At 74.2% G+C, this 24,927-nt stretch carries 20 protein-coding genes; 11 read left to right on the top strand and 9 right to left on the bottom strand.

Annotated features, from left to right (window positions below; genetic code table 11):
• Positions 1 to 2: 2 nt before the first annotated feature.
• The 3 genes from ABT006_RS17040 to ABT006_RS17030 are packed head-to-tail and all read left to right on the top strand — an operon-like array spanning position 3 to position 2,736.
• Positions 3 to 1,172, top strand: a complete 1,170-nt coding sequence (locus tag ABT006_RS17040; protein WP_350707341.1) for a hypothetical protein — start codon at positions 3 to 5, stop codon at positions 1,170 to 1,172.
• Complete coding sequence (locus ABT006_RS17035; RefSeq protein ID WP_350707339.1) at positions 1,172 to 1,777, top strand: hypothetical protein; 606 nt, start codon at positions 1,172 to 1,174, stop codon at positions 1,775 to 1,777. The genes ABT006_RS17040 and ABT006_RS17035 overlap by 1 nt, the downstream gene beginning before the upstream one ends.
• Positions 1,774 to 2,736, top strand: coding sequence for a hypothetical protein (locus tag ABT006_RS17030; protein WP_350707337.1), 963 nt, complete (start codon positions 1,774 to 1,776; stop codon positions 2,734 to 2,736). Before ABT006_RS17035 ends, ABT006_RS17030 begins: the two co-directional genes overlap by 4 nt.
• Here ABT006_RS17030 and ABT006_RS17025 read toward each other — a convergent pair.
• Together ABT006_RS17025 and ABT006_RS17020 are read right to left on the bottom strand one after the other, a co-directional pair.
• Complete coding sequence (locus ABT006_RS17025) at positions 2,686 to 2,925, bottom strand: hypothetical protein (protein WP_350707335.1); 240 nt, start codon at positions 2,923 to 2,925, stop codon at positions 2,686 to 2,688. The two genes, ABT006_RS17030 and ABT006_RS17025, sit on opposite strands and share 51 nt — an antisense overlap.
• A gap of 54 nt (positions 2,926 to 2,979) precedes the next feature.
• Positions 2,980 to 5,316 (bottom strand): hypothetical protein, encoded by a 2,337-nt coding sequence (locus ABT006_RS17020; protein ID WP_350707333.1) that lies wholly within the window; start codon positions 5,314 to 5,316, stop codon positions 2,980 to 2,982.
• 207 nt (positions 5,317 to 5,523) lie between these two features.
• Here ABT006_RS17020 and ABT006_RS17015 point away from each other — a divergent pair, with 207 nt between their 5' ends.
• From ABT006_RS17015 to ABT006_RS16995, 5 genes are read left to right on the top strand one after another with little or no spacing between them, the layout of a single operon-like run.
• Complete coding sequence (locus tag ABT006_RS17015; protein ID WP_350707331.1) at positions 5,524 to 6,255, top strand: FadR/GntR family transcriptional regulator; 732 nt, start codon at positions 5,524 to 5,526, stop codon at positions 6,253 to 6,255.
• Positions 6,227 to 7,279: an NAD(P)-dependent oxidoreductase gene (locus ABT006_RS17010; protein WP_350707329.1), complete on the top strand. Its 1,053-nt coding sequence runs from the start codon at positions 6,227 to 6,229 to the stop codon at positions 7,277 to 7,279. Before ABT006_RS17015 ends, ABT006_RS17010 begins: the two co-directional genes overlap by 29 nt.
• Positions 7,280 to 7,296: 17 nt before the next feature.
• Positions 7,297 to 8,619: an MFS transporter gene (locus tag ABT006_RS17005; RefSeq protein WP_350707327.1), complete on the top strand. Its 1,323-nt coding sequence runs from the start codon at positions 7,297 to 7,299 to the stop codon at positions 8,617 to 8,619.
• Positions 8,620 to 8,638: 19 nt separating this feature from the next.
• The gene (locus ABT006_RS17000; protein ID WP_350707325.1) at positions 8,639 to 9,532 is read left to right on the top strand and encodes a transketolase; all 894 of its coding nucleotides are present in this window, start codon (positions 8,639 to 8,641) and stop codon (positions 9,530 to 9,532) included.
• Positions 9,529 to 10,524 (top strand): transketolase family protein, encoded by a 996-nt coding sequence (locus ABT006_RS16995; protein WP_350707323.1) that lies wholly within the window; start codon positions 9,529 to 9,531, stop codon positions 10,522 to 10,524. Before ABT006_RS17000 ends, ABT006_RS16995 begins: the two co-directional genes overlap by 4 nt.
• 108 nt (positions 10,525 to 10,632) lie before the next feature.
• Here ABT006_RS16995 and ABT006_RS16990 read toward each other — a convergent pair whose 3' ends face one another.
• Both ABT006_RS16990 and ABT006_RS16985 read right to left on the bottom strand, forming a co-directional pair.
• Entirely contained in the window at positions 10,633 to 12,258 is a 1,626-nt protein-coding gene (locus ABT006_RS16990; RefSeq protein ID WP_350707321.1) for an ABC transporter permease, read from the bottom strand.
• Positions 12,255 to 13,196, bottom strand: a complete 942-nt coding sequence (locus tag ABT006_RS16985; protein WP_350707319.1) for an ABC transporter ATP-binding protein — start codon at positions 13,194 to 13,196, stop codon at positions 12,255 to 12,257. Before ABT006_RS16985 ends, ABT006_RS16990 begins: the two co-directional genes overlap by 4 nt.
• A gap of 108 nt (positions 13,197 to 13,304) precedes the next feature.
• On the opposite strand from ABT006_RS16985, the gene ABT006_RS16980 reads away from it, so the two are divergent.
• A complete protein-coding gene (locus ABT006_RS16980; protein ID WP_350707317.1) occupies positions 13,305 to 14,063 on the top strand; it encodes a TetR family transcriptional regulator in 759 nt (252 codons plus the stop codon).
• 51 nt (positions 14,064 to 14,114) lie between these two features.
• Here ABT006_RS16980 and ABT006_RS16975 read toward each other — a convergent pair whose 3' ends face one another.
• Both ABT006_RS16975 and ABT006_RS16970 read right to left on the bottom strand, forming a co-directional pair.
• Entirely contained in the window at positions 14,115 to 17,207 is a 3,093-nt protein-coding gene (locus tag ABT006_RS16975; RefSeq protein WP_350707315.1) for an NACHT domain-containing protein, read from the bottom strand.
• Positions 17,208 to 17,288: 81 nt separating this feature from the next.
• Entirely contained in the window at positions 17,289 to 19,082 is a 1,794-nt protein-coding gene (locus ABT006_RS16970) for an ABC transporter ATP-binding protein (RefSeq protein ID WP_350707313.1), read from the bottom strand.
• 79 nt (positions 19,083 to 19,161) lie between these two features.
• Here ABT006_RS16970 and ABT006_RS16965 point away from each other — a divergent pair, with 79 nt between their 5' ends.
• Both ABT006_RS16965 and ABT006_RS16960 read left to right on the top strand, forming a co-directional pair.
• Entirely contained in the window at positions 19,162 to 19,587 is a 426-nt protein-coding gene (locus ABT006_RS16965; protein WP_350707311.1) for a MarR family winged helix-turn-helix transcriptional regulator, read from the top strand.
• A 201-nt stretch (positions 19,588 to 19,788) separates the two neighbouring features.
• Positions 19,789 to 21,573, top strand: a complete 1,785-nt coding sequence (locus ABT006_RS16960; protein ID WP_350707309.1) for an N-acetylglutaminylglutamine amidotransferase — start codon at positions 19,789 to 19,791, stop codon at positions 21,571 to 21,573.
• Between the two features lie 177 nt (positions 21,574 to 21,750).
• Here ABT006_RS16960 and ABT006_RS16955 read toward each other — a convergent pair whose 3' ends face one another.
• The 3 genes from ABT006_RS16955 to ABT006_RS16945 form a co-directional block, all read right to left on the bottom strand.
• Positions 21,751 to 22,887, bottom strand: a complete 1,137-nt coding sequence (locus tag ABT006_RS16955) for a carboxylate-amine ligase (RefSeq protein WP_350707307.1) — start codon at positions 22,885 to 22,887, stop codon at positions 21,751 to 21,753.
• A gap of 306 nt (positions 22,888 to 23,193) precedes the next feature.
• Positions 23,194 to 24,405, bottom strand: a complete 1,212-nt coding sequence (locus tag ABT006_RS16950) for an RNA polymerase sigma factor (protein ID WP_350707305.1) — start codon at positions 24,403 to 24,405, stop codon at positions 23,194 to 23,196.
• Between the two features lie 2 nt (positions 24,406 to 24,407).
• Positions 24,408 to 24,758, bottom strand: a complete 351-nt coding sequence (locus ABT006_RS16945) for a YciI family protein (protein WP_350707303.1) — start codon at positions 24,756 to 24,758, stop codon at positions 24,408 to 24,410.
• Between the last annotated feature and the right edge of the window lie 169 nt (positions 24,759 to 24,927).

Raw genomic sequence — 24,927 nt, 5'->3', positions numbered from 1 at the left:
GCGTGACCGTGCCCCAGCAGGACGTCAGCGCGCGGCGTGACGGCTATGTCGCAGGCCGGGACCTGCACCTGCATGTGGCGGGGCAACAGCTCAGCCTCTATCCGGAGGAACGCTTCGCCACGCCGCTGACCTACGATCGCGCGCGGCCGATCTTCGTGCAGTATCTGAATCCGGAGATCCGGTCCTGCTACGGCCGCCCGCCGACGGCCAGTTTCACCGAAACGGATCTGTCGCAGGCGCTGCACGCGACGCGGCTGGCCGTGCTCGCCACCGACGAGCACCTGATCCTTCCGGCGTCATACCTGTTCGAGGTGCCGAGCCTGTCGGTCTTCCTGACCCGGATCAGGTCGCTCGTGGTTCGCGGCACGGTCCATTACTCGTCGCACATCGCCGACCTCGACTCGTACGTGGAACACAAGGCCGTCGAATACCGCAGCGACGTCCGCAATCCCTACGAGCTGACCCCGCACCGCAGCCTCACCGACGGCCTCGTGTGGCGACCCCGCTACGCGCAGAACACCGCCACCGATATCGGCGAGAGCTGGCGCGCCGCGCTGGAGCCGGACGGCCAGTTGGCCGGGACCCTCACCGGCATCGCCCGCCGCTGGCCGGCCAGGCTGGGTGACGTCGAAACACACCTGCGGGAGGTGCCGGAACGGCTCGACGGGCAGGCGTTCATCAGCCGGTTCGTCCGCGCGACCGTCCCGGTGACGCTGGACGCCGAGGAACGGGCCAGGGTCGACATGTTCCTGTCCCGCGAATACCTCGCCAGCTACCTCCGCGACCTCGACGCCGCCATCGTCGCCGACTTCGACTTCGGCGACTTCTCCTGCGGGGTACGGCAGATGCAGGCGCCCCTCGCGGACCGGGGGCTCTCCGCCCGCTCGTTCGACCTCGGCCTTCGTTGGCTCGGCATCCACGAATTCGTCCACCGCGGCGCCCGCTGGCGCGACCTGCTCTCCCTGCGCTCCACCGCCGAGTTCGGCGCCATCGCCACCGCCACGCAACACCCGGTGCTCCGGGCGCGGCTCCGCGAGGCGGTTATCCGAGGGCGGAAGCGCATCAAGCTCCAGAACGCGACGACCGTTCAGCAGGCACACACCGTGGTGTCCGTCGTCGCCAGCAAGCTCGATGTCACGTTGAACCAGACGGATCCCGACCGAAGGGCATGATGATGGTGATTTCCGTTTACTGTTCCGGATCGATCATTAAAGGGGCTGGCGACCAGCAACGTCTCTGCTGGACGGATGTGGAGCGGGAGGAGGTCGCGGGCGGCGCTGCTCCCTGCGACGTCGTCTTCCTCAACCCCGACGACCCGATACCGGACGCGGGCAACACGCTGGGCCAGTTCGGCCGGGACATGTACCAGGTGATGGTGGCGACGGCGGTCGTCGTCGACGCACGGGTACGCCGCGGCATCGGCATCGGGGTGGAGATGGCGGCGGCGGTCACGTTGGGAACGCCGGTGGTCGTGGTCGCTCCCCGCAATTCGCAGTACCGCAGCGACGTCCTGGAGTATCGCGGTGTGCGGGTGACCGACTACGTGCACCCGCACGTGGCGGCGCTCGCCACCGAGGTGGTCGACGACTTCGCCGCCGCCGGTCGTGCCCTCGTGTCGCTGGCCGAGCGCCCCAAGGCGACCCAACCTCGCCCTGCCTGGTTGTCCGCCGCGCTCGACGAATACGAGAACAACGTGCTCGACATCGACAGGCCGATGCTCGACGCGCTACGAAGGATCAGGGCCTGCGGGTCGCGAGTGCCCAGCACGACGGCATGATCGAGGACACGGGGTCCAGCGCCGTCGAGCCGATCGGCGCCAGGACCGGTGTGACCGGTCTCCACCTGGTGCACAACCGGCACCTGGAAGCGCTGCTGTTCGACCGCAACCTGACGGACCTGCCGTTCCGGCGGGCCTGCCTCGCCGGCAGCCGGGAGTTCGTCCGGCACATCCGGGACGAACTCGACGGCGCCGACATCGCCGAGCTGGTCATCCTGAGCAAGGGCCTGGTCTACCAGCTCGCGGAGGCGGTCGCCCTGGAGGCCGGCCGGAACCTGCCGGCGAACCTGGTCTCCACGAGCAGGGTGGCCGTGGCCCCGGACGACGCCACGGTCGAGGTGTCCTACGCGCGTTTCGACGCCGGCGGCTCGACGCTGCTGATCGGCGACACGGTCGCCTCCGGCGCGACGATCGTGGCGGCGCTGCGGGAATACCGGCGGTTCCACCCGGTCCGCCGCCTGTACGTGCTGTCGTACGCCGGCGCATTGCACGGTGCCGCACGTATCGCGGACTACTGCGCCGACAGCGGGATCGAGTGCACCATGCTCTTCGGCCTGGCCGCGTTCGGGCTCGCCGAGAACGGGTTCGACCTGTCCTTCCTGCATCCCGCGACAGTCACCAGGGACGCCTACCGCGAACGGGCCCGGCGGCAGTTCGGCGGCAAGCCCGTGTCAGCCGTCGGCTGGGACTTCGGCTCGCAGGCCATGGCGCCGGGGAAGTACCGTCAGCTCTGCTGGGTCGAGGCCGGCGTGTGGGGGCTGCACGGCTCCCCGGCCCTCGCCGTCGCCCGCGCGCCGGAGAACATGGAAGCCCTCGCGCACGAGGCCCCTGCCTACACGGGCACGACCTTTCAGGCGCCCGGCAACGACGTGGCCCGGAGCGTCGAGCCCACGGCGGACGGCCATGCCTCAGGCGGTGACTGCGCTGCGGTGGGCGTTGACGATCCAGGCGTCCGGTAGGGCGATCCACTCGTTGTCGCCCACCCGCACCACCGCACCGTCCTGGTGGCCGGTCTGGGCCGTGAAGGTGAAGTTAGACCAGGCGCGGTAGGGCTCGGTGTCGGGCAGCAGCGCCTGGACGTGCGCCAGCGCCTCCCGCTCGTGCGTGAACTGCGACGGCGTGATCGTCGTCCACCGGCCCTCCTGCATGCGGACGACCCTAGGGGCAGGTCAGCAGGTGGTGGGAACCCCGTTCGCCGCGGGTCAGCGGGCGGGCGGAGGGTTCCCGGGCAGCGGCAACTCCTCGGCGTAGCGGTCGACCAGGTCCCAGACGCGGGGGTCGGTCCAGTAGCCGGAGTGGCGGCCGAGGACGGGTGGCTGCTGGCCGTGCACGTACCAGGCGGTCGGTGGGTCGGTGAGCATCTGGTCGACCTCGTTCGCCGGGTCGTCCGGGAAGATCGGGCCGCCGATGAAGTCGGTCTCGTAGTAGAAGTTCCGCCACCGCCACACCGTGGGCCGGTCCGCACCCAGCGCGCCGTCGGCGAAGTAGGCGGGGAATCCCCACGCGTACAGCTTGGTCAGCGGGCTGCCGAAGGTGACCAGCGCGACGTGACCGGCGGGCCGGCCGTCGCGCTGCGGCCGGCTCTTCTCCTGCAGGAGCGCGGCGACCGCCATGACGGTGCCCTGGCTGTGCGCGGCCAGCACCACCGCGCCGCCGTGGTCGTGGACGCGCCACAGCCGGCGCTGCAGGTCCGGCACGGCGCGCTCGGTGTACGACGGCGGGGCGAGCGGATGGTAGGCGCGGGGCCAGAAGGTGCCGATGTCCCACAGCACGCCGAGGTGGCGGCGGTCCGCCAGCCCGCGCCAGCCCCGCAGCATCAGGGTCAGCACCGCCACCGGTGCCCCGGCGGCGAGCCAGGTCGACACGGTGAGCGCGCCGCGCGGCGCCCACGGCAGCGAGTGGTGGACCACGGCGGTGACCAGCACGTACCCGAAGACGGCGAGGGCGGCGACGGTCAGGAGGCTGAACAGCAGGTCGACGTCCCGGGCCAGCACGGCCAACTGCCGGCCCCGGGCGATCCGGGCCGTCCAGCCGCCGGGCCACGCTCGGTTGTGGCGCGCCGGCTCGTTCAGGGCGGACGCGTCCCAGGCGCTCGGCGGATCCGGTGTCGACAGGGCGGCGTACTCGTCGTGGATGCGCCGGCGGCGGTCGGGGCCGGCCGCCCGCCACAGCACCACCGCCTGCACCAGCGCGAAGCCCACCACGATCGCGATCGGCAGCAGCGTCAGGTAGGGCGTGAGGGCGTAGACCATGTCGTAGACGTAGAGCCGGTCGGGGCGGCCGTCGCCGGTGCCGGGGTTGGAGACCGTGCCGAGCAGGTCGGCGACGCGGATCATCGTGCCGATCCCGACCGCGTTGAGCACCACCGCCGCCAGCACGGTCAGCGCGAACGGGCCGGCGTAGCGGAACGCGCCGCGCCGGTGCCCGTTGACGGCGGCCGACGCGAGCACGGCCGCCGTCGCGCCGAGGCAGAGGGCGTACGTCCAGTCCACCGCCGTCTGCATGCCCGGCAGCGGCGCCCACCGGTCGGCCCCGGGCGGGGCGACCGCCGGCTGTGCCAGCGCGACGACCACCGCCCCGGTCACCGCCAGCAGGCCGAGTCCGGTGACGGAGAGCGCCGCCGCCCGCCCGATCCGGGCCGGCGTCAGCAGGAGCACCGCGCCCAGGCCGGCCGCCGCCGCGAGCCAGGTCACCAGGGTCGCCAATCCGTCGTACGCCGGCGCCACACCCGCCGCCAGGGGGATCGACCGGGCGGTGTACGCGGTGATCCAGCCGACGAAGCCGCAGGCCGCGCCCAGGTGCAGCAGCGCGAGCCGGGCGACGCTGCCGCCGCCGTTCCAGAAGTCGGGGTCGGTCAGGCCCACCCCGGGCCGGGCGGGCGTCACGTCGCTCATCGCCCGCAGCGACTCACCCCGTTGCGGCGGCGGCACCTGCTCGTAGCGGGACAGCGACCGGCCGCTGAGGGCCAGCAGTCCGATCGCGACCAGCAACGGCACCAGTGCGCCGACGAGGACCCGGCGCGCCGGATGGTCGACGAATGGGTCCGTGTGCAGCCACCGCAGCCACCACCGGTCGGCGCAGGCGACGCGGACGCCGCACTGGTAGGCGACGACGTCCATCGTGGTCATCGCGACGAGCAGCAGCAGGTTGACCGTCAGGCCCAGCGCCGCCCAGCGGACCACCGCGCGGTGCACCCGGAACCGGAGCGCGCCGCGCCACGCCGTCGGCGTGCACATCCAGCCCGCGACGTTGACCAGCGTGAACGGCAGCAGCAGCAACCACAGCGCGCGGGTGGCGCTGCGCGAGGTCAGCCCGCCCCAGGAGTACGCCTCGGCGTGGCGCCCCTTGACGTCGGCGGTGCGGAAGAAGCCGGCCACCCCGTCGCCGGAGACGAGCTGCGGTGCCACGTCGGCGAGCAGGTTCTCCGGTGTCGTGCCCCCGACCCCGTGCAGCCGCAGTTCCGTCACGCCGTCGAGCGCGACGGCCGGTGGCACCAGACCCGAGGGCCGCTCCACCGGACGGGCATCGTGCTTCTGCACCGGCATCTCGAACCGACCCCAACGGCAACTACCCCAAGTCATGGACAGACTACTCCACGCATCCGAGCCATCCTCGGCCGGTGGCGCCGCCGGGGCGTGCCCGCCCCACCCCCGACCCAGAAAGGTTGGACCAATTTGTTGACGCGCACGTAACGCCGACATAACCTCAGGGCATTGGTACGACCAATCTCACACGGAGGTGGGCGGATGGGCACCGACCTGGCACTGCTGGTGCAGAGCCTCGCCGAGCGGGCGAACCCCGAGCCGCAGACCGGCCGCCTCCGGCTGCCCACCGAGCGCGAACTGGTCGCGTCGCTGGACGTCAGCCGGGGCGCGCTGCGGGAGCAACTGTCGATGCTGGAGATCCTCGGTTTCCTCGACCGTACGCAGGGCCGGGGTTCCTACCTCGACGTGCCCGACGCCAGCTTCATCCAGCTCTACTTCGACCTCTGCCGGCAGCTCGGTCACCTGAGCAACGACCAGTTCACCTCCGCACGGGAGATGCTGGAGGTGTCGGTCGCGGAGGCCGCCGCCCGGATGGCCACGGCCGACGACGTCGACGCCCTGCGGGGCCTGGTCGACGAGATGGTCCAGGCCAGCGCAGCCGGTGAGGACGACCGCGCCCTGGAGGCGGACCTGGAATTCCACCGCCGGCTCTACCGGATCGTCGACAACCCGATCTTCACTCTGCTGCACGACGGCCTGAGCCACGCGCTGCGCAGCGAGGTGGTCGAGCGCCGCCGGCGCGCCGCCGAGCGGGAGCCCCTCCAGGCGGGCAAGACCCGGGTGATCGACACCGTGCACTACGGGATCGTGGAGGCGATCGGCGAGCGCGACGGCGAGGGCGCCCGGATCGCGATGCGCCGCCACTTCACGGTCTGGTCCTCCCTCACCGCCTCCCCTGCCGCCGGTGCGCCGGACGGGAAGCCCCGCCGGTAGGCCGGCTGGTAGGCCCGCCACCTACCCCCACAGAACTGCACACCCACCCGTGACGCGGCGATCCTGGCCGCGCACCGGGTGGCTGCTACCCGAAAACAGCCTGACCGCACAGGGCGCCACCCGGCGCCGGACCGGAGGGACAGCGATGAGCAACCCCAGCGTCGTCTTCGTCGGCATCGGCGCCATCGGGCTGCCGATGGCGAGCCGACTGGTCGCCGCCGGCCACCCCGTGACCGGCGTGGACCCGGTGCCGGCCGTCCGGGAACGGGCCACGACCGCCGGACTGACGGCCGTCGACCGGTTCGCCGCCGCGCCCCAGGCGGACTTCGTGGTGGTCATGGTCGCCACCCCCGCCCAGCTCGCGGACCTGGTCACCGAGGCGGTCGCCACGGACCTGACCGGGCAGCGGTGGATCGTGATGAGCACCGTGGGCCCGGACGCCGTACGCCAGGAGGCCGCCCGGCTCTCGGCGGCCGGCGCGCGGGTCGTCGACGTGCCCGTGACCGGCGGGGTGGCGCGGGCCCGCACCGGCGAGCTGACCCTGTTCGCCTCCGGCGACGCGGCCGACGTCGACGCCGCCCGGGTCGTGCTCGACCGGTTCGGCACCGTCCGGCCGGTCGGCGCGGCGGTCGGCGACGGCCAGGCGATCAAGGTGGTCAACCAGCACCTCTGCGCGGTGCACATCGTGGCGGCGGCCGAGGCGCTCGCCCTGGCCGGGCGGCTCGGGCTCGACCGGGAGCAGGTGCTGTCCCTGGTCGAGCAGGGCGCGGCCGGCTCCTGGATGCTCTCCGACCGCGGGCCCCGGATGCTGCGCGGCACCGACGTCGAGGTCACCAGCACGATCAACATCTTCGTCAAGGACAGCGGCCTCGTGGCCGCCGCCGCCCGTGCCGCCGATGCGGACACCCCGCTGCTGGACATCGCCCGGGCGCGCTACCAACAGGCCGCCGACGCCGGCCTTGCGACGCGCGACGACTCGCGCGTCATCGAGACATACCCGTCCCCCACCGACCCCCATCGGTAACAGCAAGGAGCAGGACAATGAGTGCTGCCACCGGCGTGGCCACACGCCCGGACAACCCCGGCAAGGTTTCCTTCGCCTCGATGATCGGCACGGCCGTCGAGAGCTACGACTTCTTCATCTACGGCACCGCCTCGGCGGCGTACTTCGGCACGGTCTTCTTCCACACCGAGGAGAAACTCGTCGGCGTGCTCGCGTCGTTCGCGACGCTGGCCATCGGCTTCCTCTTCCGCCCGCTCGGCGGCTACCTCGCCGGGCACTACGGTGACCGGCTGGGCCGCAAGACCATCCTGATGTGGTCGCTGGTCGTCATGGGCGTGGCGACCGTCCTGGTCGGCGTGCTGCCGACGTACGCCCAGGCGGGCGTGATCGCGCCGGTCCTGCTGATCCTGCTGCGGATCGTCCAGGGCATCGGCTTCGGCGCCGAGTGGGGCGGCGCGGTCCTGATGGCCGTCGAGCACGCCCCCGCCCGGCGCCGCGGCTTCTTCGGCGCGGTGCCGCAGATCGGCATCCCCGCCGGGCTGCTGCTGGCCAACGGCGCCTTCCTGCTCAGCGAGGCGCTGTTCGAGGGCAGCTGGGTGTGGCGCGCGCCGTTCCTGTTCTCCATCGTGATGGTCGCCGTCGGCCTGTTCATCCGGATGCGGGTCGCCGAGTCCCCCGACTTCACCGAGATGAAGGCGAACAACGAGATCCGCAAGGCCCCGGCGCTGGAGGTGATCCGGCGGGACTGGCGGGTCATCCTCAAGATCATCACGCTGCGCCTGGCGGAGACCGGCGGCTACTACGTCACCACCAGCTTCATGCTCTCGTACGTGGTGCTGGCCGAGCTGACCGACAAGCAGAACGTGCTGATCGGCACCATGGTCGGCTCCGCCCTCGGCCTCGGCAGCCACCTGCTCTTCGGCGCGCTCTCCGACCGCGTCGGCCGCAAGCCGGTCTTCCTGATCGGCTCCGTCTTCACCATCGCCTTCGGCATCCCGATGTTCCTGCTGATCAACACCGGGGCGTTCATCATGGTGATCGTCGCGGTGGCCCTGGGGCTGCTGCTGAGCCACGACCCGATCTTCGCCGTCGAGTCGTCCTGGTTCTCCGAGCAGTTCCCCCGCGACGTCCGGTCCTCGGGCATCTCGCTGGGCTACAACGGGGCCTCCCTGGTCGCCGGGCTGCTGCCCTTCGGGGCGACCGCCCTCTACGGCTGGATCGGCTGGATCGGGCCGGCGGTGCTGTTCATGCTGCTCGGCGTCGTCTCCACGGCCGCCGCCGCCTTCACGCCCGAAACCGCACCGGCCAAGGTCGGCGACCCTCAGGCCACACCGGCCAAGTCCCAGCCAGCCCTCGTCTGATCCGAAGGACGTGAACGACGTGACCACCATCAGCGAACCGCGATCCGACGACCGGCTCGCCCTGCCGGCGCGGGCCGCGCGGGTGCGCGACGCGGCGTACCGGATGCGCCACCACATCCTCGACATGGGCGAGGCACAGGGGCAGGGCTACGTCGGGCAGGCGCTCGGCGCCGCCGACCTGCTGGCCACCGTCTACGTCGACCAGCTGCGGCACCGGCCCGACGACGTGCACTGGCCGGACCGGGACCGGTTCCTGCTCTCCACCGGCCACTACGCCATCGCGCTCTACGCCGCCCTCGCCGAGGCGGGCATCGTCCCGGTCGAGGAGCTGCAGACGTACGGCTCGGACGGCTCGCGCCTGCCGATGTCCGGCATGGCCTCGTACACCCCGGGCATGGAGATCTCCGGCGGCTCGCTGGGGCACGGGCTGACCGTCGCCGTGGGCATGGCGCTCGGCCTGCGCCACCAGGGCCGGGCGGCCCGGGTCGTCAACTTCCTCTCCGACGGCGAGCTGAACGAGGGCTCGACGTGGGAGGCCGCCATGGGCGCGGCGCACCACCGGCTGGGCCACCTGACCGCGCTGGTCGACATGAACGCCCTCCAGGCCGACGGCAGGACGGAGTCCGTGCTCCAGATCGAGCCGGCCGAGCAGAAGTGGGCGGCGTCGGGCTGGTTCACGCAGCGGGTCGACGGCAACGACGTCGAGGCGCTGCTCACGGCCTTCGACGCGGTCGCCGCGCAGGCCGAGCCGCACGGACGCCCCTCGGTGATCCTCTGCGACACCCGGATCGGGCGCGGCGTGCCGCTGCTGGAGACCCGCGAGAAGGCCCACTTCATGCGGATCGACGCGGACGAGTGGGAACTGTGCCGCCAGCAGTTGACGGCAGGACACCAGGCAGGAGAGGCACGATGACCAGCGCGACGGCACCGAAGCGACTCACCACGTCGGCGATGATCGCGTCCTTCGCCGACGCCGGGCAGAAGACCGCGGACGCGCCCTTCGGCCACGCCCTGGCCGCCCTCGCCGAGCAGGACCAGCGGGTCGTCGGGCTGACCGCCGACCTGGGCAAGTACACCGACATGCACATCTTCGCCAAGGCCCACCCGGAGCGGTTCTTCCAGATGGGCATGGCCGAGCAGCTGCTGCTGGGGGCGGCGGCGGGCATGGCCGAGGTCGGCCTGGTGCCGTTCGCCTCGACGTACGCGGTGTTCGCCGCGCGGCGGGCGTACGACTTCCTCTGCCTGGACATCGCCGAGCCGAACCTGAACGTCAACATCGTCGGGGGCCTGCCCGGCCTCACCACCGGGTACGGCCCCAGCCACCAGGCGACCGAGGACATCGCGATCTTCCGGGGCATGCCGAACCTGACCATCGTCGACCCGTGCGACTCGGTCGACATCGCGCAGGCGGTGCCCCAGCTCGCCGCGAGCGACGGGCCGACCTACCTGCGCCTGCTGCGCGGCAAGGTGCCGACGGTCCTCGACGAGTACGACTACACGTTCCGGCTCGGCAAGGCGGCCGTGCTGCGCGGCGGGGCCGACGTCGTGCTCGTCTCCAGCGGCCTGATGACGATGCGGGCGTTGCAGGCCGCGGAGCGGCTGGCCCGGCACCGGGTCGACGTGGCGGTCGTCCACACGCCGACGATCAAGCCGTTCGACAGCGAGACCGTCCTGGCCGAGGTCGACACCGACCGGCTGGTGCTCACGCTGGAGAACCACACGGTGGTCGGCGGGCTCTTCGAGACGGTCGCCTCGGCCGTGGTCCGGGCCGGGCTCGGCAAGCGGGTCGTGCCGGTCGCGCTGCCGGACGAGTTCCTGGCCTCCGGCGCCCTGCCGACGCTGCACGACCGGTACGGCCTGGCCACCGACGCCGTGGTCGAGAAGGTCCTCGCCGAGCTGGGCTGACCGTCCGCCGGCCCGCCGACCGCGGGGCGTCCGGAGGTGCCCCCGCCCGCCCGAACCGGGGAACACCTCCGGACGCCCCGCTTTCCTCGGGGGCGTTTCTGCACAGGGTCAGCTCGGGACGTCGCGGCGGCGGAAGCCGGCCAGGCCGGCCGCCAGCAGCACCACCGCCACCCCCGTCAGCACGACCAGCGGCAGCGCCGCCAGGTCGACCGCCGGCACCGACGGCACGTGCGTGTACGGGGACAGGTTCAGCGCCGCCTGCGGCAGGTCGAGCACCGCGCCGAGCTGCCCGAGCAGCAGGAACCCCATCAGCGCCGCCCAGGACAGCGCCACCGACCAGCGGGGCAGCAGCCCGAACAGCGCCGTCACCACCCCGGCCACCACCAGCAGCGCCGGCAGCCGCACCAGCGCCGCCGCGCCCAGCTCGGCGGTCTGCCCGAGCGGGTCGCCGGTGACCAGGCCGTAGCCGAGCCCGGTGGTGAGGCCGCCCAGCAGCACCAGGGCGAGCGCACCGAGCGTGGCGGCGACCACCTGGGTGGTCAGCCAGCGGGTGCGGCTGACGGCCGTGGCCAGGATCGCCTCCAGCGGGCCGCCGGCCTCGTCGTTGCGCGTGCGCAGCAGCGCCTGCACGACGTACGCCCCGATGGTCAGCGCGAACAGCCCCAGCATCGCCGCCAGGTACGCGTCGATCAGTTTCGCGCCACCGCCCATCGCGCTGATCGCCTCGGCGGCGGCCGGGTTCTCCTCGATCATGGCGTTGAACTCGTCCCCGGCGATGCCCATCGAGAGCCCGAGCACCGCCACCCCGATCGCCCAGCCGAGCAGCGCGCCGCGCTGCAACCGCCAGGCCAGCCCGGCGGGGCTGAGCAGCCGGGGCGAGGCCGCCGCCGGCCCCCGTCGGGGCGCGACGAGCCCCGCGCCGACGTCCCGCCGCTCGGCGAGGGCGTAGGCGAGCGCCACGCCGGCGACCAGCAGCGCGACGGGCAGCGCGAGCACCCACCACCGTTCGCCGACGTACGCGCGGACCTGGTTGCCCCAGCCGAGCGGGGAGAGCCAGGACGGCCAGGCGCTGACCACGCGTACGCCGCCGTCGGTCTGCTCGCCGAGCACGTCGCCGGCCGCGCGGAGCAGGAAGGCGACCCCGACGGTCGCGGCGGCGAGCGCGTTGGCGCCCCGGGAGGTGACCGACACCTGGGCGGTGACCGCGGCGATGCCGGTGAAGGACACCCCGACGCCGCCGACGGCGGCCGCCGCCGCGACGGACCCGGTGAGCGGCAGGCCGGCGCCGGCCAGGGCGACGGCGAGCAGGGCCGCGGCCAGCACGTTCGCCGCGACGACGACCAGCAGGGCGGCGGTGAGCAGCGCGTACCGGCCGACGACGGAGGCGCCCAGCAGCTCCGCCCGGCCGGTCTCCTCGTTCTGCCGGGTGTGCCGGACCACCGCGAAGGTGCTCAGCAGCGCGGCGAGCAGGGCCAGCGTCACGTACGTCTCGGCGACCACCACCGCGCCGAGTTCGGTGCCGGCGATGGGGCCGTTGAACGCGCGGGCGACCAGGCTGGACGCCGACGTGGTGGCGTATCCGACCCGGGACGCCTCGTCCGGGTAGAACTCCTTGACGCTGCCGGCGAGGGCGTAGCCGAGCAGGGGCGTGCCGAGCACCCAGACGGCGAGCCGGACCCGGTCGCGGCGCAGCACGAGCCGGGCGAGCCGCCCGGTGCCGGTGAACGCGCTCATCGGGCGCCCGCCTGCCGCTCGGTGCCGGCCCGGTGACCGTTGGCGGCGACGGCCGCGCGCTCGTCGCCGTAGTGGCGCAGGAACAGCTCCTCGAGGGTGGGCGGGGCGCTGGTCAGGGCGCGGACGCCGAAGCGGACGAGGTGCCCGAGCAGCTCGTCGAGGTGGGCGGGCTCGATCTCCAGGTGGATCCGGCCGTCGACCTCGCGCACCTCGTGGACGCCCGGCAGGGCCGCCAGGCCGGTCGCCGGCCGCGCGGTCTCGACCGTGACCGCCGTACGCGTGAGGTGGCGCAGCTCGGCGAGGGTGCCGGACTCGACGGCCCGGCCCTCGCGGATGATGCTGACCCGGTCGCAGAGCGCCTCGACCTCGGCCAGCACGTGGCTGGAGAGCAGCACGGTGGCGCCGTCGCGCTTGAGCTGGCGGACCTCGTCCTGGAACACGGCCTCCATCAGCGGGTCCAGCCCGGAGGTCGGCTCGTCGAGCACGTAGAGCTCGACGTCGGACGCGAAGGCCGCGACGATGGCCACCTTCTGCCGGTTGCCCTTGGAGTAGGTGCGGCACTTGCGCGTCGGGTCGAGGTCGAAGCGCTCCAGCAGGGCGTCGCGTCGGCGCCGGTCGAGCCCGCCGCGCAGCTTGCCGAACAGGTCGATCGCCTCGCCGCCGGAGAGGTTCGGCCACAGGTTCACGTCGCCCGGCACGTACGCCAGCCGGCGGTGCAGGGCGACCGCCTCCCGCCACGGGTCGGCGTCGAACACCCGCGCGTCGCCCGCGTCGCGGCGCAGCAGGCCAAGCAGGATCCGGATGGTGGTGGACTTGCCGGAGCCGTTGGGGCCGAGGAAACCGTGCACCTCCCCCGCCTCGACCCGCAGGTCCAGTCCGTCGAGCGCCCGGACACTGCCGAACGTCTTGACGAGGTTGTCGATGGAGATGACGGGCATGACCCCTCCTGCCACTGGCGGTGCCGACCGTCCCCACTGTACTGACCGACGGTCAGTCGAATCAACGGTGGTGTCACCCACCGGTCAGACGCGGCTAGGCTTGCCGGCATGACCGTCGAGGCACCCGACGACACGCGGACCCGGATCCTGCGCGCCGCGCTCGACCTGTTCGCCGAACACGGCTACCAGCGCACCTCGCTGCGCCAGATCGGCGAGCGGCTGCGGCTGACCAAGGCCGCGATCCTCTACCACTTCCCCACCAAGGAGCACCTGCTCACGGCCCTGGTCGAGCCGCTGGTGGCCGACCTGGAGACGCTGCTGGACACGGCCGAGGCGGGGCCGGCCGAGCGGGCGCGCCGGACGGTCCTGGAGGGCTGGGTGGACACCATGCTGACCCACCGCCGCCCGCTCGGCATGCTCTTCCACGACATCGCCCTGATCACGCGCGGCGACACGTACCACCGCCTGATGCGGATCGCGATGCGCGCCAACAACCTCATCGCCGGGCCCGACGCCGGGCGGCGGGAGCGGGTCCGGGCGGTGCAGGCGGTCGCCATGTGCAGCGACCCGGTCGTCTTCTTCACCGACGTGCCCGACGAGGTGCTGCGGGCGGACATGCTCGACGGCGTACACCGCCTGCTGGACGGCGCGCCGCCCGGGGACCACCCGGCTGCGACCGGGGACGGCGGCGGCGCGGCGAGCGGCCGACGCCGGCCCGGCCGGCCGCGGGCGATGAGCCCGGAGCAGGTCGAGGCGGCCCGGCGGATGCACGCCGCCGGCAGCCACTCGGCGGACGAGATCGCCGCCGCGTTGGGGGTCTCGCGGGCCACCGTCTACCGCCACCTGGACCCGGTCGTCGCAAAATAATGAGACACGTTACAAGACAGTTCTGAGACGCCGCAGGAGCCTGCCGACCGGTCAGCCGTCGTGCCACATCGGCGCGCCGCGGCGCAGGGTCCGCGCCGCGATGTCCGGGGCGGACAACACGGCGACCAGCCTGCGCGCCGCGGCCACCGCCGGCGCCCCCAGCGTCGGGTGGCCGACCACCGCGTGGCACGCCTGCAGGCCGATCTCGGCCAGCTCCCGTCGACCCAGCTCGATCCGCCGCCCGCGGGCCCGCCGCTCGGCGAGCACGGCCCGGAGCCGATCGCGCACCTCCGCCCGCTCGTCAACGACGCGTCGCATCACCGCCACCGACCAGCCCCACGCCTGCCCGAGCAGCAGCGGGTCGGTGCGGTCGTCGGAGCCGTCGGAGCCGTCGGCCAGGAGCAGCTGCTCGCGGCAGAGGGCGAGGGCCGCGCCGGGGTCCCCGTCCCCGTCGAGCATTATCCGGGCCAGCACTCCCGCGCCGACGGGCATCGACCGACCTGGGCCGTCGTCGTCGCTCTCCGCCGCGAGCAGCCGCTCCAGGTGCTGCCGAGCCGCGTCGACGTCCCCCTGCGCGTAGCGGACGACCGCCACGAACTCCCGGGTGGCGGACAGCGGCCAGCCCGCCTGCTCCTCCCCGCGCAGCAGCTCGTCGCCGGCCGCCCGCAACTCGTCCAACGGCGCGGCGGCGGCAACCAGCTCGGAGACCCGCCGACGCTGCGCCGCCAGCGGCGTCGCCCCGGTGGACGCGAGCGGTGCCGGCATCGGCGCCAGCAGGTCCCCCAGCCGGCTCCACTCCCCGGCGGCGGCGCCCACCAGCAGCGCCTTGCGCAGCGAGGCCAGGGTGAGGTCGTCGGCCGGCTCGACGTTCGCCGCGCGGGCCCGCGTGACAGCGGCGAACACGCCGAGCGCCTCCGGCCAGAACCCCGCCCGGGCCAGCTCGACACCGAACTCCTCGCGCGGCCGGCCGCCCCGCCGCCCCGCCAGCGAGCCGGCCGCCAGCCTGCTCTGCAGGCGGCCGTGCCGGAACCGGTACGCCCCGGCGCCGTGCCGCAACAGGCCGACCGTCTCGGCGTGGCCGAGGAACGCCAGCAGCCGGTGCGGCAGGCGGCCGCGTGCCGCCAGCGCCATCCGGGCCAGGCAGAACCGGACCCACGCGCCGTCCCCGCGCGTGTGCACCCACCAGCCCAGCCCCGCGCCGAGCCCGGCGTAGCCGAGGGCCTGCGGCGAGGGCAGCCGGGGCAGCAGGCCGGTCACCCACAGCAGCCCGGAGCCGGCCAGCACACCGACGAACCCGGCGGCGACGCTCGGCACCACCGACGCGATCGTCGCCGCGCGGTCGGCCCAGACGGTCTCGACCACGCCGGTGGCCCCGAGTTCCGCGGCCGGGGCGGCGACGTCCACCCGCAGCGCGGACCGGACCGCGACGAGGGCGAACCAGACGGCGCCGAGCACGACCGCGGCCCGCAGCTCGACCGGCCATCCGGCCAGCCCGGGCAGTCGGCCCGTCGCGGCGACCAGCTCGGGCGGTGGGGTGAACAGCCACAGCACGAACCAGGTCAGGAAGCCCCAGAACGCTCCCCGGACCAGCCCGTCGAGCACGCCGTCACGCAGCGCGCCCCGGCCGCCGACGAACAGCACCCGTTTCGGCCGGCGGCCCAGGTCGCGGGCGCCGCCGCCCAGCGCGGCGGCCGGCACGGCCAGCGCGGCGGCCGCCGCCCCCAGGTCGGCGGGGTGGTCGGCGAGGGCGGTGAGCAGCTCGCGGGTGCCCGGGTCGGCGACCATCCCGGCCACCGACCGGAGCGCCTCCCCGGCGAGAGCGAGGACCAGCCACACCGCCAGCCCGGTACGCAGGCCGTCGACGACGGCCCAGAACAACCGGGGCAGCGCAGCCGGCAGCTGCCACCAGCGGAACTCGCGGACGTCGAGCGACTCCAGGTGCGCGGCCACGAAGGCCAGGTAGCGCCGGGCCACGTCCGGTTCCCACCGGCGCAGCCCCTGGGCGCCCAGGCGGGACCGCAGCGCGGCGTCGACCGCCCGGGACAGCAGCTCGTCCTCCACGGCGCCCCGCCCCCGCCTGGCCGCCAGCGGCACGAGGTCGCGGGGGTCGGTGCCGGGCTGGTCGAACGCGCTGCGGGCCATCGCCACCATCAACGGCGTGGACAGCGCCCCGCTCAGCTCCGTGTCGCCGTCGATGCGCGCGGCGACGGTCGACCAGTTGCCGGCCTGGTGCAGGGGCGCGGCGTCGACCAGGTACTCCGCCACCTCGTCCGGAACCAGCGGATCGATCACCACCACCGCGGCGCCGCGCACCTTCTCGCCCTGGGCGAGGTACCTCTCGTACACCGACGTCCGGCAGGTCAGGACGAAGCGCTGGGTGGGCAGCTCGTTGAGTTCCTCGAGGCAGGCGGTCACCTGCTCCTCGGGCATCTCGTCCAGGCCGTCGAGGACGGGCACGACGAGGTCCGTCTCGACCAGGTCGCGCAGCACCGCCACGCGACGGGGATGGCGGGGCGCGAGCTGCGTGTACCGCCGGGCGAGGCGGTCCACCAGCCAGTCGCGGAACGTCTCCACGGTCGGGTCCCACGACGCGGCGGGCAGCAGCACCGGCACGGGCGCCTCGGGGTCCCGGCTCGGCGGCAGCTCGCGCGCCATCCGCAGGGCGATGACCGACTTGCCGGACCCGGCCGGCCCCAGCACCAGCAACCGCCCGGACGGGATGCTCCGGTAGCGGCTCCACAGTGTCCCGTGGCGGCCGGAGAGGTCCATCGGACCGGCCTCGCTGGATCGGCCGATGGCCCGCCAGGACGGCAGGAGCCGCTCTGCGGCGGTGCGCCAGGTCACCGGGAGCGGGTACGGCTCGTCGACCGCCCGCAGCAGCGCCTCGTCGCCCGGCTCGCGCCGGACCAGTTCGAAGAGTTCGTCCGCGGCCGCCCGGCGGTGGACCGCCGCCGCTGCCGAGGCGGCCTGCCGGTTGGTGAGGACCTGGTCCAGCACGACGTAGACGGCGATGACACCGGCGATCACGCCCCAGGCCCAGTTGACCTTCTCGAAGTCGTACCGCAACCAGACCCAGGCGGTCCCGGCCGCCGCGACGACGGCCACGAGGACGAGCAGGGCCCATGTCCATCCCCGACGCTGCACCGCCTGATTGTGATCGTCCAGCGGCCGCGCGGGCGGCCCGGGGTCGGGGTCGACGCACACCGCCGGCGGCAGCCCCGGCCGTCAGGCGGCCAGCGTCGCGTAGCGGCCGGCGCGCTCCAGCAGGTCGTCGTGGGTGCCGGACTCGACGATACGGCCGTGGTCGAGCACGGCGATCCGGTCCGCGTCCCGCACGGTGGAGAGCCGGTGGGCGATGGTGATGGTGGTGCGGCCCCGGGCCACCTCGTCGAACGCCCGCTGCACCGCGCGTTCGGTCTCGGTGTCCAGCGCGCTGGTGGCCTCGTCGAGGATCAGGATGCGCGGGTCGCGCAGCAGCGTGCGGGCGATGGCGAGGCGCTGCTTCTCGCCGCCGGAGAAGCGGTGCCCCCGCGAGCCGACGACCGTGTCGTACCCGTCGGGCAGGCCGGCGATCAGGTCGTGGATCCGGGCGGCGCGGGCGGCGGCCTCGATCTCGGCGTCGGTGGCGTCCGGGCGGGCGTAGCGCAGGTTCTCCCGCACGGTGGTGTGCAGCAGGTAGGTCTCCTGGCTGACCACGCCGACGATCGCCGCCAGGTCGGCCAGGCGCAGGTCGCGCAGGTCGACGCCGTCGACGGTGATCCGGCCACTCGTCGGGTCGTGCAGCCGGCTGACCAGCGCGGCCAGGGTGCTCTTGCCGGAGCCGGTCTCGCCGACCAGGGCGAGGCCGGTGCCGGCCGGCACGTCGAGGGTGATCCCGGCGACGGCGGCGGTGTCGCTGCCCGGGTAGCTGAAGGTGACGTCGGTGAACCGCAGGTCGCCCCGGACCCGGCGCGGGTCGACGTCGACCGGCTCGGCGGGGTCGTCGACCTCGACCGGCAGGTCCAGGTACTCGAAGATCCGGGCGAACAGCGCCAACGAGGCGGTCACCGAGACGCCCACGTTGAGCAGGCCCATCAGCGGCCGGAACAGCCCGCCCTGCAACGCGGTGAAGGCGACCAGGGTGCCGATGCTGAGCGTGCCGGCGGCGCCGGGCAGGCCGGCGCTGAGGTAGATGACCGCCGGGATGGCGGCGAAGACGACGCTCATCGAGGCCATCCGCCAGCGGCCGGCGAGTTCGGAGCGCAGCTCAAGGTCGACCAGGCGGGCCGACGAGGCGGTGAAGCGCGCGGCCAGCGCCGGGCCGGTGCCGAGGGTCTTCGCCAGGTGTACGCCGCTGACCGACAGCCCCTCCTCGACGGTGACGTTGAGGTCGGCGAGTTCGCGCTGGCGTCGCGCGGTGATCTCGCGGCGCAGGTGGGCGACCCGGCGGGTCAGCCAGACCGCCGGCGGCAGCACGACGAGGGAGACCAGCGAGAGCCGCCAGGAGAGCGCGACCATCGCCGCCGCGGTGGCCACCACGGTGGTCAGGTTGGACGCGATCGAGGTGGCGGTGGAGGTGACCACGCTCTGCATGCCGCCGATGTCGTTGGTGATCCGCGACTGCACCTCGCCGGTCCGGGTGCGGGTGAAGAACGTCAGCGACTGCCGTTGCAGGTGGGTGAAGACGTCGGTGCGCAGCCGGTGCATGACCTGCTGCCCGACCCGGGTGGAGATCCAGGTCTGGAGGACGCCGAGCACCGAGGTCACCGCGGCGACCGCGACCATGCCGGCCACCAGCCAGACGAGCAGCGCCAGGTCGCGTTCCGGCAGGGCCCGGTCGATCACGGCGCGGAGCAGGAAGGGGGAAGCCATGGCGAGCACCGAGGACACCACGATGATCGCGGTGACCGTGGCGAGCGCGCCCCGGTGCCGGGCGAACAGCCCGCCGATGCGCCGCAGCGACACCTGGCGGGCCTGTGCCTTCTCGGCGGCGCTGACCTTGCGGGGGCCGCGGTCGCGGCCGGAGGGGTGGGGTTCCAAGGGGTGCTCCCTCACATCGGAGATGCTGAGGTTACCTCAACATGAGGGAACAACAGCTCCTCCTGCTACCGTATTCCCCGTGACCGGAGACACCGACGACGCCGGGGACGGCCTCGCCGAGGCGTTCTGGGCGGTGACCCGGCGGCTGCGGCACCGCACCCGGGAGGCGCTCGCGCCGTGGGACGTCACGCCCGGCCAGTCCCGGGCGCTCGGCGTGCTCATCCGGCACGGCGCGCTGCGGCCCGGCGCGCTCGCCGAGCACCTGCGCATCGCCCCGCGTTCGGCCACCGAGGTCGTCGACGACCTGGAGGCGCGCGGCCTCGTGCGACGCCGTCCCGACCCCGCGGACCGGCGCGCCACCCTGGTCGCCCCGACCGAGGAGGGCACGCGGGCCGGCAAGGCCATCCACGCCGCCCGCCGGGCCGCCGCCGAGGACCTCTTCGGTGTCCTCGCGCCGGCCGACCGGGCACAGCTCGCCCGCATCCTGCGTACGCTGCGCGACTGACCGGCCGCCGACGGCGCCGGCACCGCCCCGCGGGCCGCCCCGGGCCACTGCCCGGGGTTTGACCCGCCCGGGGCCGGGTAGCCCAGCCGCCCGTCCTGGCGACGGGACCGGGCCCCTGCGAGCGGGTGGTCCGCCACCTGCGACGCCGACGGGAGTGGTTACGGTGGGTCCGGTTCCCCCGAAAGCCGGTGACCGCTGACGATGTGCGGCATCAGTGGCGAGGCGAGGTTCGACGGGTCGCCCCCCGACGCCGACGCGGTGACCCGGATGACCGAGGCGATGCGGTCCCGGGGCCCCGACGGCGAGGGCCTGTGGAACGACGGCTGGGTCACCCTCGGGCACCGCCGCCTCACCATCATCGACCTCTCCGCGGCGGGCGGCCAGCCGATGGTGCGCGAGGACCTCGGGTTGGGGCTGGTCTTCAACGGCTGCGTCTACAACTACCCGCAACTGCGCGCCGAGCTGCGGGAGGCCGGGCACACCTTCCACTCCACCAGCGACACCGAGGTGATCCTGGCGGCGTACGCGCAGTGGGGCGAACGCTTCGTCGACCGCCTGGTCGGCATGTTCGCCGTGGTCCTCGTGGACCGGCAGCGGCGGCGGCTGGTGCTGGCCCGCGACCGGCTCGGCATCAAGCCGCTGTACCTGGCCGAGTCCCCCGGCCGGTTGCGGTTCGCCTCCACCCTGCCCGCGCTGCTGCGCGCCGGCGACGTGGACACCACGATCGACCCGGTGGCGCTGCACCACTACCTGTCCTGGCACTCGATCGTGCCGGCGCCCCGCACCGTGCTGCGCGGCGTGCGCAAGCTCCCGCCGGCCACCGTACGGGTCGTGGAGGCCGACGGGCGCAGCCGCGAGCACGTCTACTGGCGGCCCGACTACGCCCGGGACCCCGCCCACGGCGGGATGGACGCGCGGGACTGGCGGGCCGCGATCGGCGGCGCGCTGCGCACGGCGGTCCGACGGCGGCTCGTCGCCGACGTTCCGGTCGGCGTGCTGCTCTCCGGCGGCCTGGACTCCAGCATGATCGTGGCGCTGTTGGCCGAGGCCGGGCAGCACCACCTCCAGACGTTCAGCATCGGCTTCGACAGCCGCGGCGGCGAGGTCGGCGACGAGTTCCACTACTCCGACCTCGTCGCCCGCGCCTTCGACACCGACCACCACCGCATCCGGCTCGCCGACGACGACCTGGTCCCGGCGGTACGCCGGACCGTCCACGCGATGACCGAGCCGATGGGCAGCCACGACGTGGTCGCCTTCCACCTGCTGTCCGAACAGGTCGCGCGGCACGTCAAGGTGGCCCAGTCCGGGCAGGGCGCCGACGAGGTCTTCGCCGGCTACGGCTACCACCAGCCCCTCGCCCGGGTGCCCCGCGACGGCGCGGCGGACGCCTTCGCCGACGCGTTCTTCGACCGGGACCACGCCGAACTGTGCCGGGTCGTCAGCCCCGCGTACGCCTGCGACCGCGACGCCAGCCGCGAACTGCTCGCCGCCGACCTGGCGGCGAGCGGGGCGGACACCGCGCTGGACGCCGTGCTGCGCCTGGACACCCACCTGATGCTGCCCGACGACCCGGTGAAGCGGGTGGACAGCATGAGCATGGCGTGGGGGCTGGAGGTGCGCACGCCCTTTCTCGACCAGGATCTGGTCGCCCTCGCGGCGGCCTGCCCGCCCGAGCACAAGGTGGCCGGCGGCGGCAAGGGCGTGCTGAAGGAGATCGCCCGGGAGGTGCTGCCGGCCGAGGTGGTCGACCGGCCGAAGGGCTACTTCCCCGTGCCGGCGCTGCGCAACGTCGACGGCCCCGTACGGCAGCTCGTCACCGAGGCCCTCGCCGCCCCCGCCGCCCGGGAACGCGGCCTGTTCCGCCGCGAGTACCTCGACGAGCTGCTCGCGGTGCCGGACCGGGCGCAGGCCGCCGCCGGCAGCAACAAGCTGTGGCAGCTCGGCCTGCTGGAGCTGTGGCTCCAGTCCCACGACATCCGCTGACCGGCACCCCCCGGCCCGCCTCGGCCGCACCCCTCCGATCCCACGGCCCGGTCACGGTAGAGGCGACCCCGGCAGCGTCACACCGCACGGCCAACCCCGGCTCGGGTTGAGCCCAGCCGGTGCGCTCACGGGTGGAACGCCACGGGTGGCGGGGTGGCACCCGGGGTCCGGGCGGCGTCAGCAGGCGAGGGTCTCCGCGGCCAGGTGGTCCAGGACGGCCCGTACGTCGTTGCCGGTGCGGGCCATCACCCGGCGCTGCCGGGCGGCGCCGGTGCCGTCCCGGCGCACCCGGGCCACCTGGTCGCGTACGTGGTCGAGGTCGCCGTGGCGCGCCAGGGCGGGCGCGACGGTGGCGACGAGTTCGTCGACCAGGTCCCACGCGGGGCGGGCGCCGCCGGAGCGCAGGTCGATCAGGTCGCCCTCCAGTCCGTCGTGGGCGGCCCGCCAGTGCGCGGCGGAGACCAGGCAGCCCCGGATCCGGGGGGCGGGAACCCCGGCGCGGACGTCGTCGGCCAGTGTCGCGACGAGCGCCCGGACCAGGCCGGCGACGAGCACCGTGTCGTCCACGCCAGGGCAGACGTCGCCCACCCGGATCTCGACGGTGGGGTACGCGGTGGAAGGGCGGGCGTACCAGTAGACCATCGCGGCGTCGAGCATGATCCCGGCGCGGATCAGGTCGTCCACCGTCGCGTCGTAGTCGGCGGCCGAGTCGAAGTGCGGGGTCGGCCCGATGCTGGGCCAGCGTTCCAGTTGCATCGAACGCCAGCTGGCGTGTCCGGTGTCGCGGCCGTCGTGCAGCGGCGAGTTGGCGGTGACCGCCTGCACCACCGGCAGCCACGGGCGCAGGTGGTTGCACACCTGGACGGCCAGTTCGCGGTCGGGCAGCCCGACGTGGACGTGGCAGCCGCAGACCGCCGGATCGTGCGCGACCGGGCCGAAGCGGCGGGACATGGCGTGGTAGCGAGGTTTGTCCGGCACCGTCCGGTGCGGCTCGTGCACGGGGGTGGCACCGACCGCGACGAGCCGGGCCCCGGCGGCACGGGCCGCGTCGGCGGCCGAACGGCGCAGCGCCACCAGGTGGGCGCGCAGCTCGGTCAGGTCGGCGGTGACCGGCGTGACCATCTCCACCATGCTGTGCCGGAACTCCTGGCGGCTCTGGTTCCGGGCCGTCCCGGACAGGGCGGCGAGCACCCGGTCGGCGACTGGAAGACTCTCCCCCGTCCGGGGATCGAGCAGCAGGTACTCCTCCTCGACCCCGAGGGTGAGGGCGGCCAGGTCGGGCACCGCGGTGGTGACTGCCGGGCGGTACGTCATGGGCCGTCGGCATCCGTTCGTCGGGCGGCGCGCCGGGGCGCCGCGCTGCCGGAAGACCCGCGTTCCCGGCCCCGGGAGCGGGCAAACGCCGGGCACCGGCGCCGGCCGGCCGCCTCGGCCAGTGCCGGTAGGCCTCCACCGGCCCGCGGTGCCCGTCGGCCGCCGGCCCCGCAGCGTTCTCCGGCGGCCCCGCAGCGCTCTCCGGCGGCCCGGAAGCGCGCCGGCGAGCCGGGGCGCTTCGTCGCCAGCGGTATGCCTGGTGGCTCCCCCGCCGAAGTGACGACCGCCGAACGCCGTCGGGCGGCGCTATCCGCCTGATCGCGCCGAGACCGCCCGCGCGGCCAGGAAGGCGCGTTCGGCCGCGTTGTCCGTCCGCTCCGCAGCCGTCCGGTACGCCTCGGCCGCCTCCCCCGCCCGGCCCAGTCGGCGCAACAGGTCGGCCCGGACGGCGTGGAACACGTGGTATCCGGCCAGGTCGAGGCGGTCGACGGCGGCCAGCGCCACCGCCGGCCCGGCCACCTCGGCCAGCGCGACGGCCCGGTTCAGCGCCACCACCGGGCCGGGGGCACACGCGGTGAGCTGGTCGTACAGCGCGAGGATCTGGGCCCAGTCGGTGCCGGCGGCGCTGGGCGCGTCGCTGTGCACGGCGGCGATCGCGGCCTGGATCTGGTACGGACCGGGCCGGTCGCGGCGCAGGCAGCGGCGGACCAGGGCCTGCCCCTCCGCGACGAGCCCGGCGTCCCACCGGCGGCGGTCCTGCTCGCCCAGCGGGACCAGCACGCCGTCGGTGGTGGTGCGGGCGGGGCGGCGCGCCTCGGTGAGCAGCATCAGCGCCAGCAGCCCCAGCGCCTCCGGCTCGTCCGGCATCAACTCCACCAGCAGCCGGCCCAGCCGGATCGCCTCGGCGCACAGGTCGTCGCGGACCAGCCGGTCCCCGGAGCTGGCGGTGTGCCCCTCGGTGAAGATCAGGTAGAGCACGGCCAGCACGGCGGAGAGCCGGTCCGGCAGGTCGGCGTCCCCCGGCACCCGGTACGGGATGCGGGCGTCACGGATCTTGGCCTTGGCCCGGACGATCCGCTGGGCCATCGTCGCCTCCGGAACCAGGAAGGCCCGGGCGATCTCGGCGGTGCCCATCCCGCCGAGCAGCCGCAGGGTCAGCGCGACCCGGGCGGCCTGACCCAACGCCGGGTGGCAGCAGGTGAAGATCAGGCGGAGCCGGTCGTCGCGCACGGGTCCCTCCCCGGCCGGTACGTCGCGGGTGTGCAGCAGGACGGCCTGGGCGTGTCGGTCGGCCCGCGACGCCTCCCGCCGCAGCCGGTCGATCGCCCGGTTCCGGGCGGTCGTGATGATCCAGCCGGCCGGGCTGGGCGGCGGCCCCGTCTCGGGCCACCGCGCCACCGCCACCGTGAACGCCTCCTGCACCGCCTCCTCGGCGAGGTCGAGGTCGCCGAGGAGGCGGACCAGGACGGCGACCGCGCGGCCGTACTCCGTGCGGAACGCCGCCTCCACGTCGGACACGCTCAGTCCTCGCCCTGGAAGGGGCGCACCTCGATCGGCAGGGTGGTGGCCAGCGCGTACCGGCGGCCCCACGCGAGCGCGGCGTCCAGGTCGGGCGCCCGGATGATGGTGAAGCCGCCGAGGTACTCCTTGCCCTCGACGAACGGCCCGTCGGTGATCAGCACGTCGCCGTCGGACGGCCGCAGCACGGTCGCCGTGTCCGGCGCGTGCAGCCCCTGGCCGAAGACCCAGCACCCGGACGCCTCCAGCTCCTCGCGGATCGCGCCCAGCTCGCGCATCACCCCGGCCAGGAAGTCCGGGTCCACCAGTTCCTCGCCGCCGGGCTGGTAGATGCTGAGCAGGTACTCCTTCATGGCCTCTCCTCGCGTCGACGGCCGGCGCCACCGCCGGCCTCTCACCCTCCACACGAACGAGGCGAGCCCGGATCGACAACCCGCACGCGAGATCCGGCTCGCCGGCGGTGGTCCGCGCCCGCGGGCCGACGAGCGCCATCGGCCCGTCGTGCGGGTCGGACCTCCCGCC

Origin of the sequence: Micromonospora sp. NPDC002717, assembly GCF_040295705.1 — a bacterium.
In the GTDB taxonomy this organism is placed as follows: domain Bacteria; phylum Actinomycetota; class Actinomycetes; order Mycobacteriales; family Micromonosporaceae; genus Micromonospora.
Note: the sequence above shows the minus strand (reverse complement) of the source record. Positions and strands in the feature narration are given on the sequence as shown.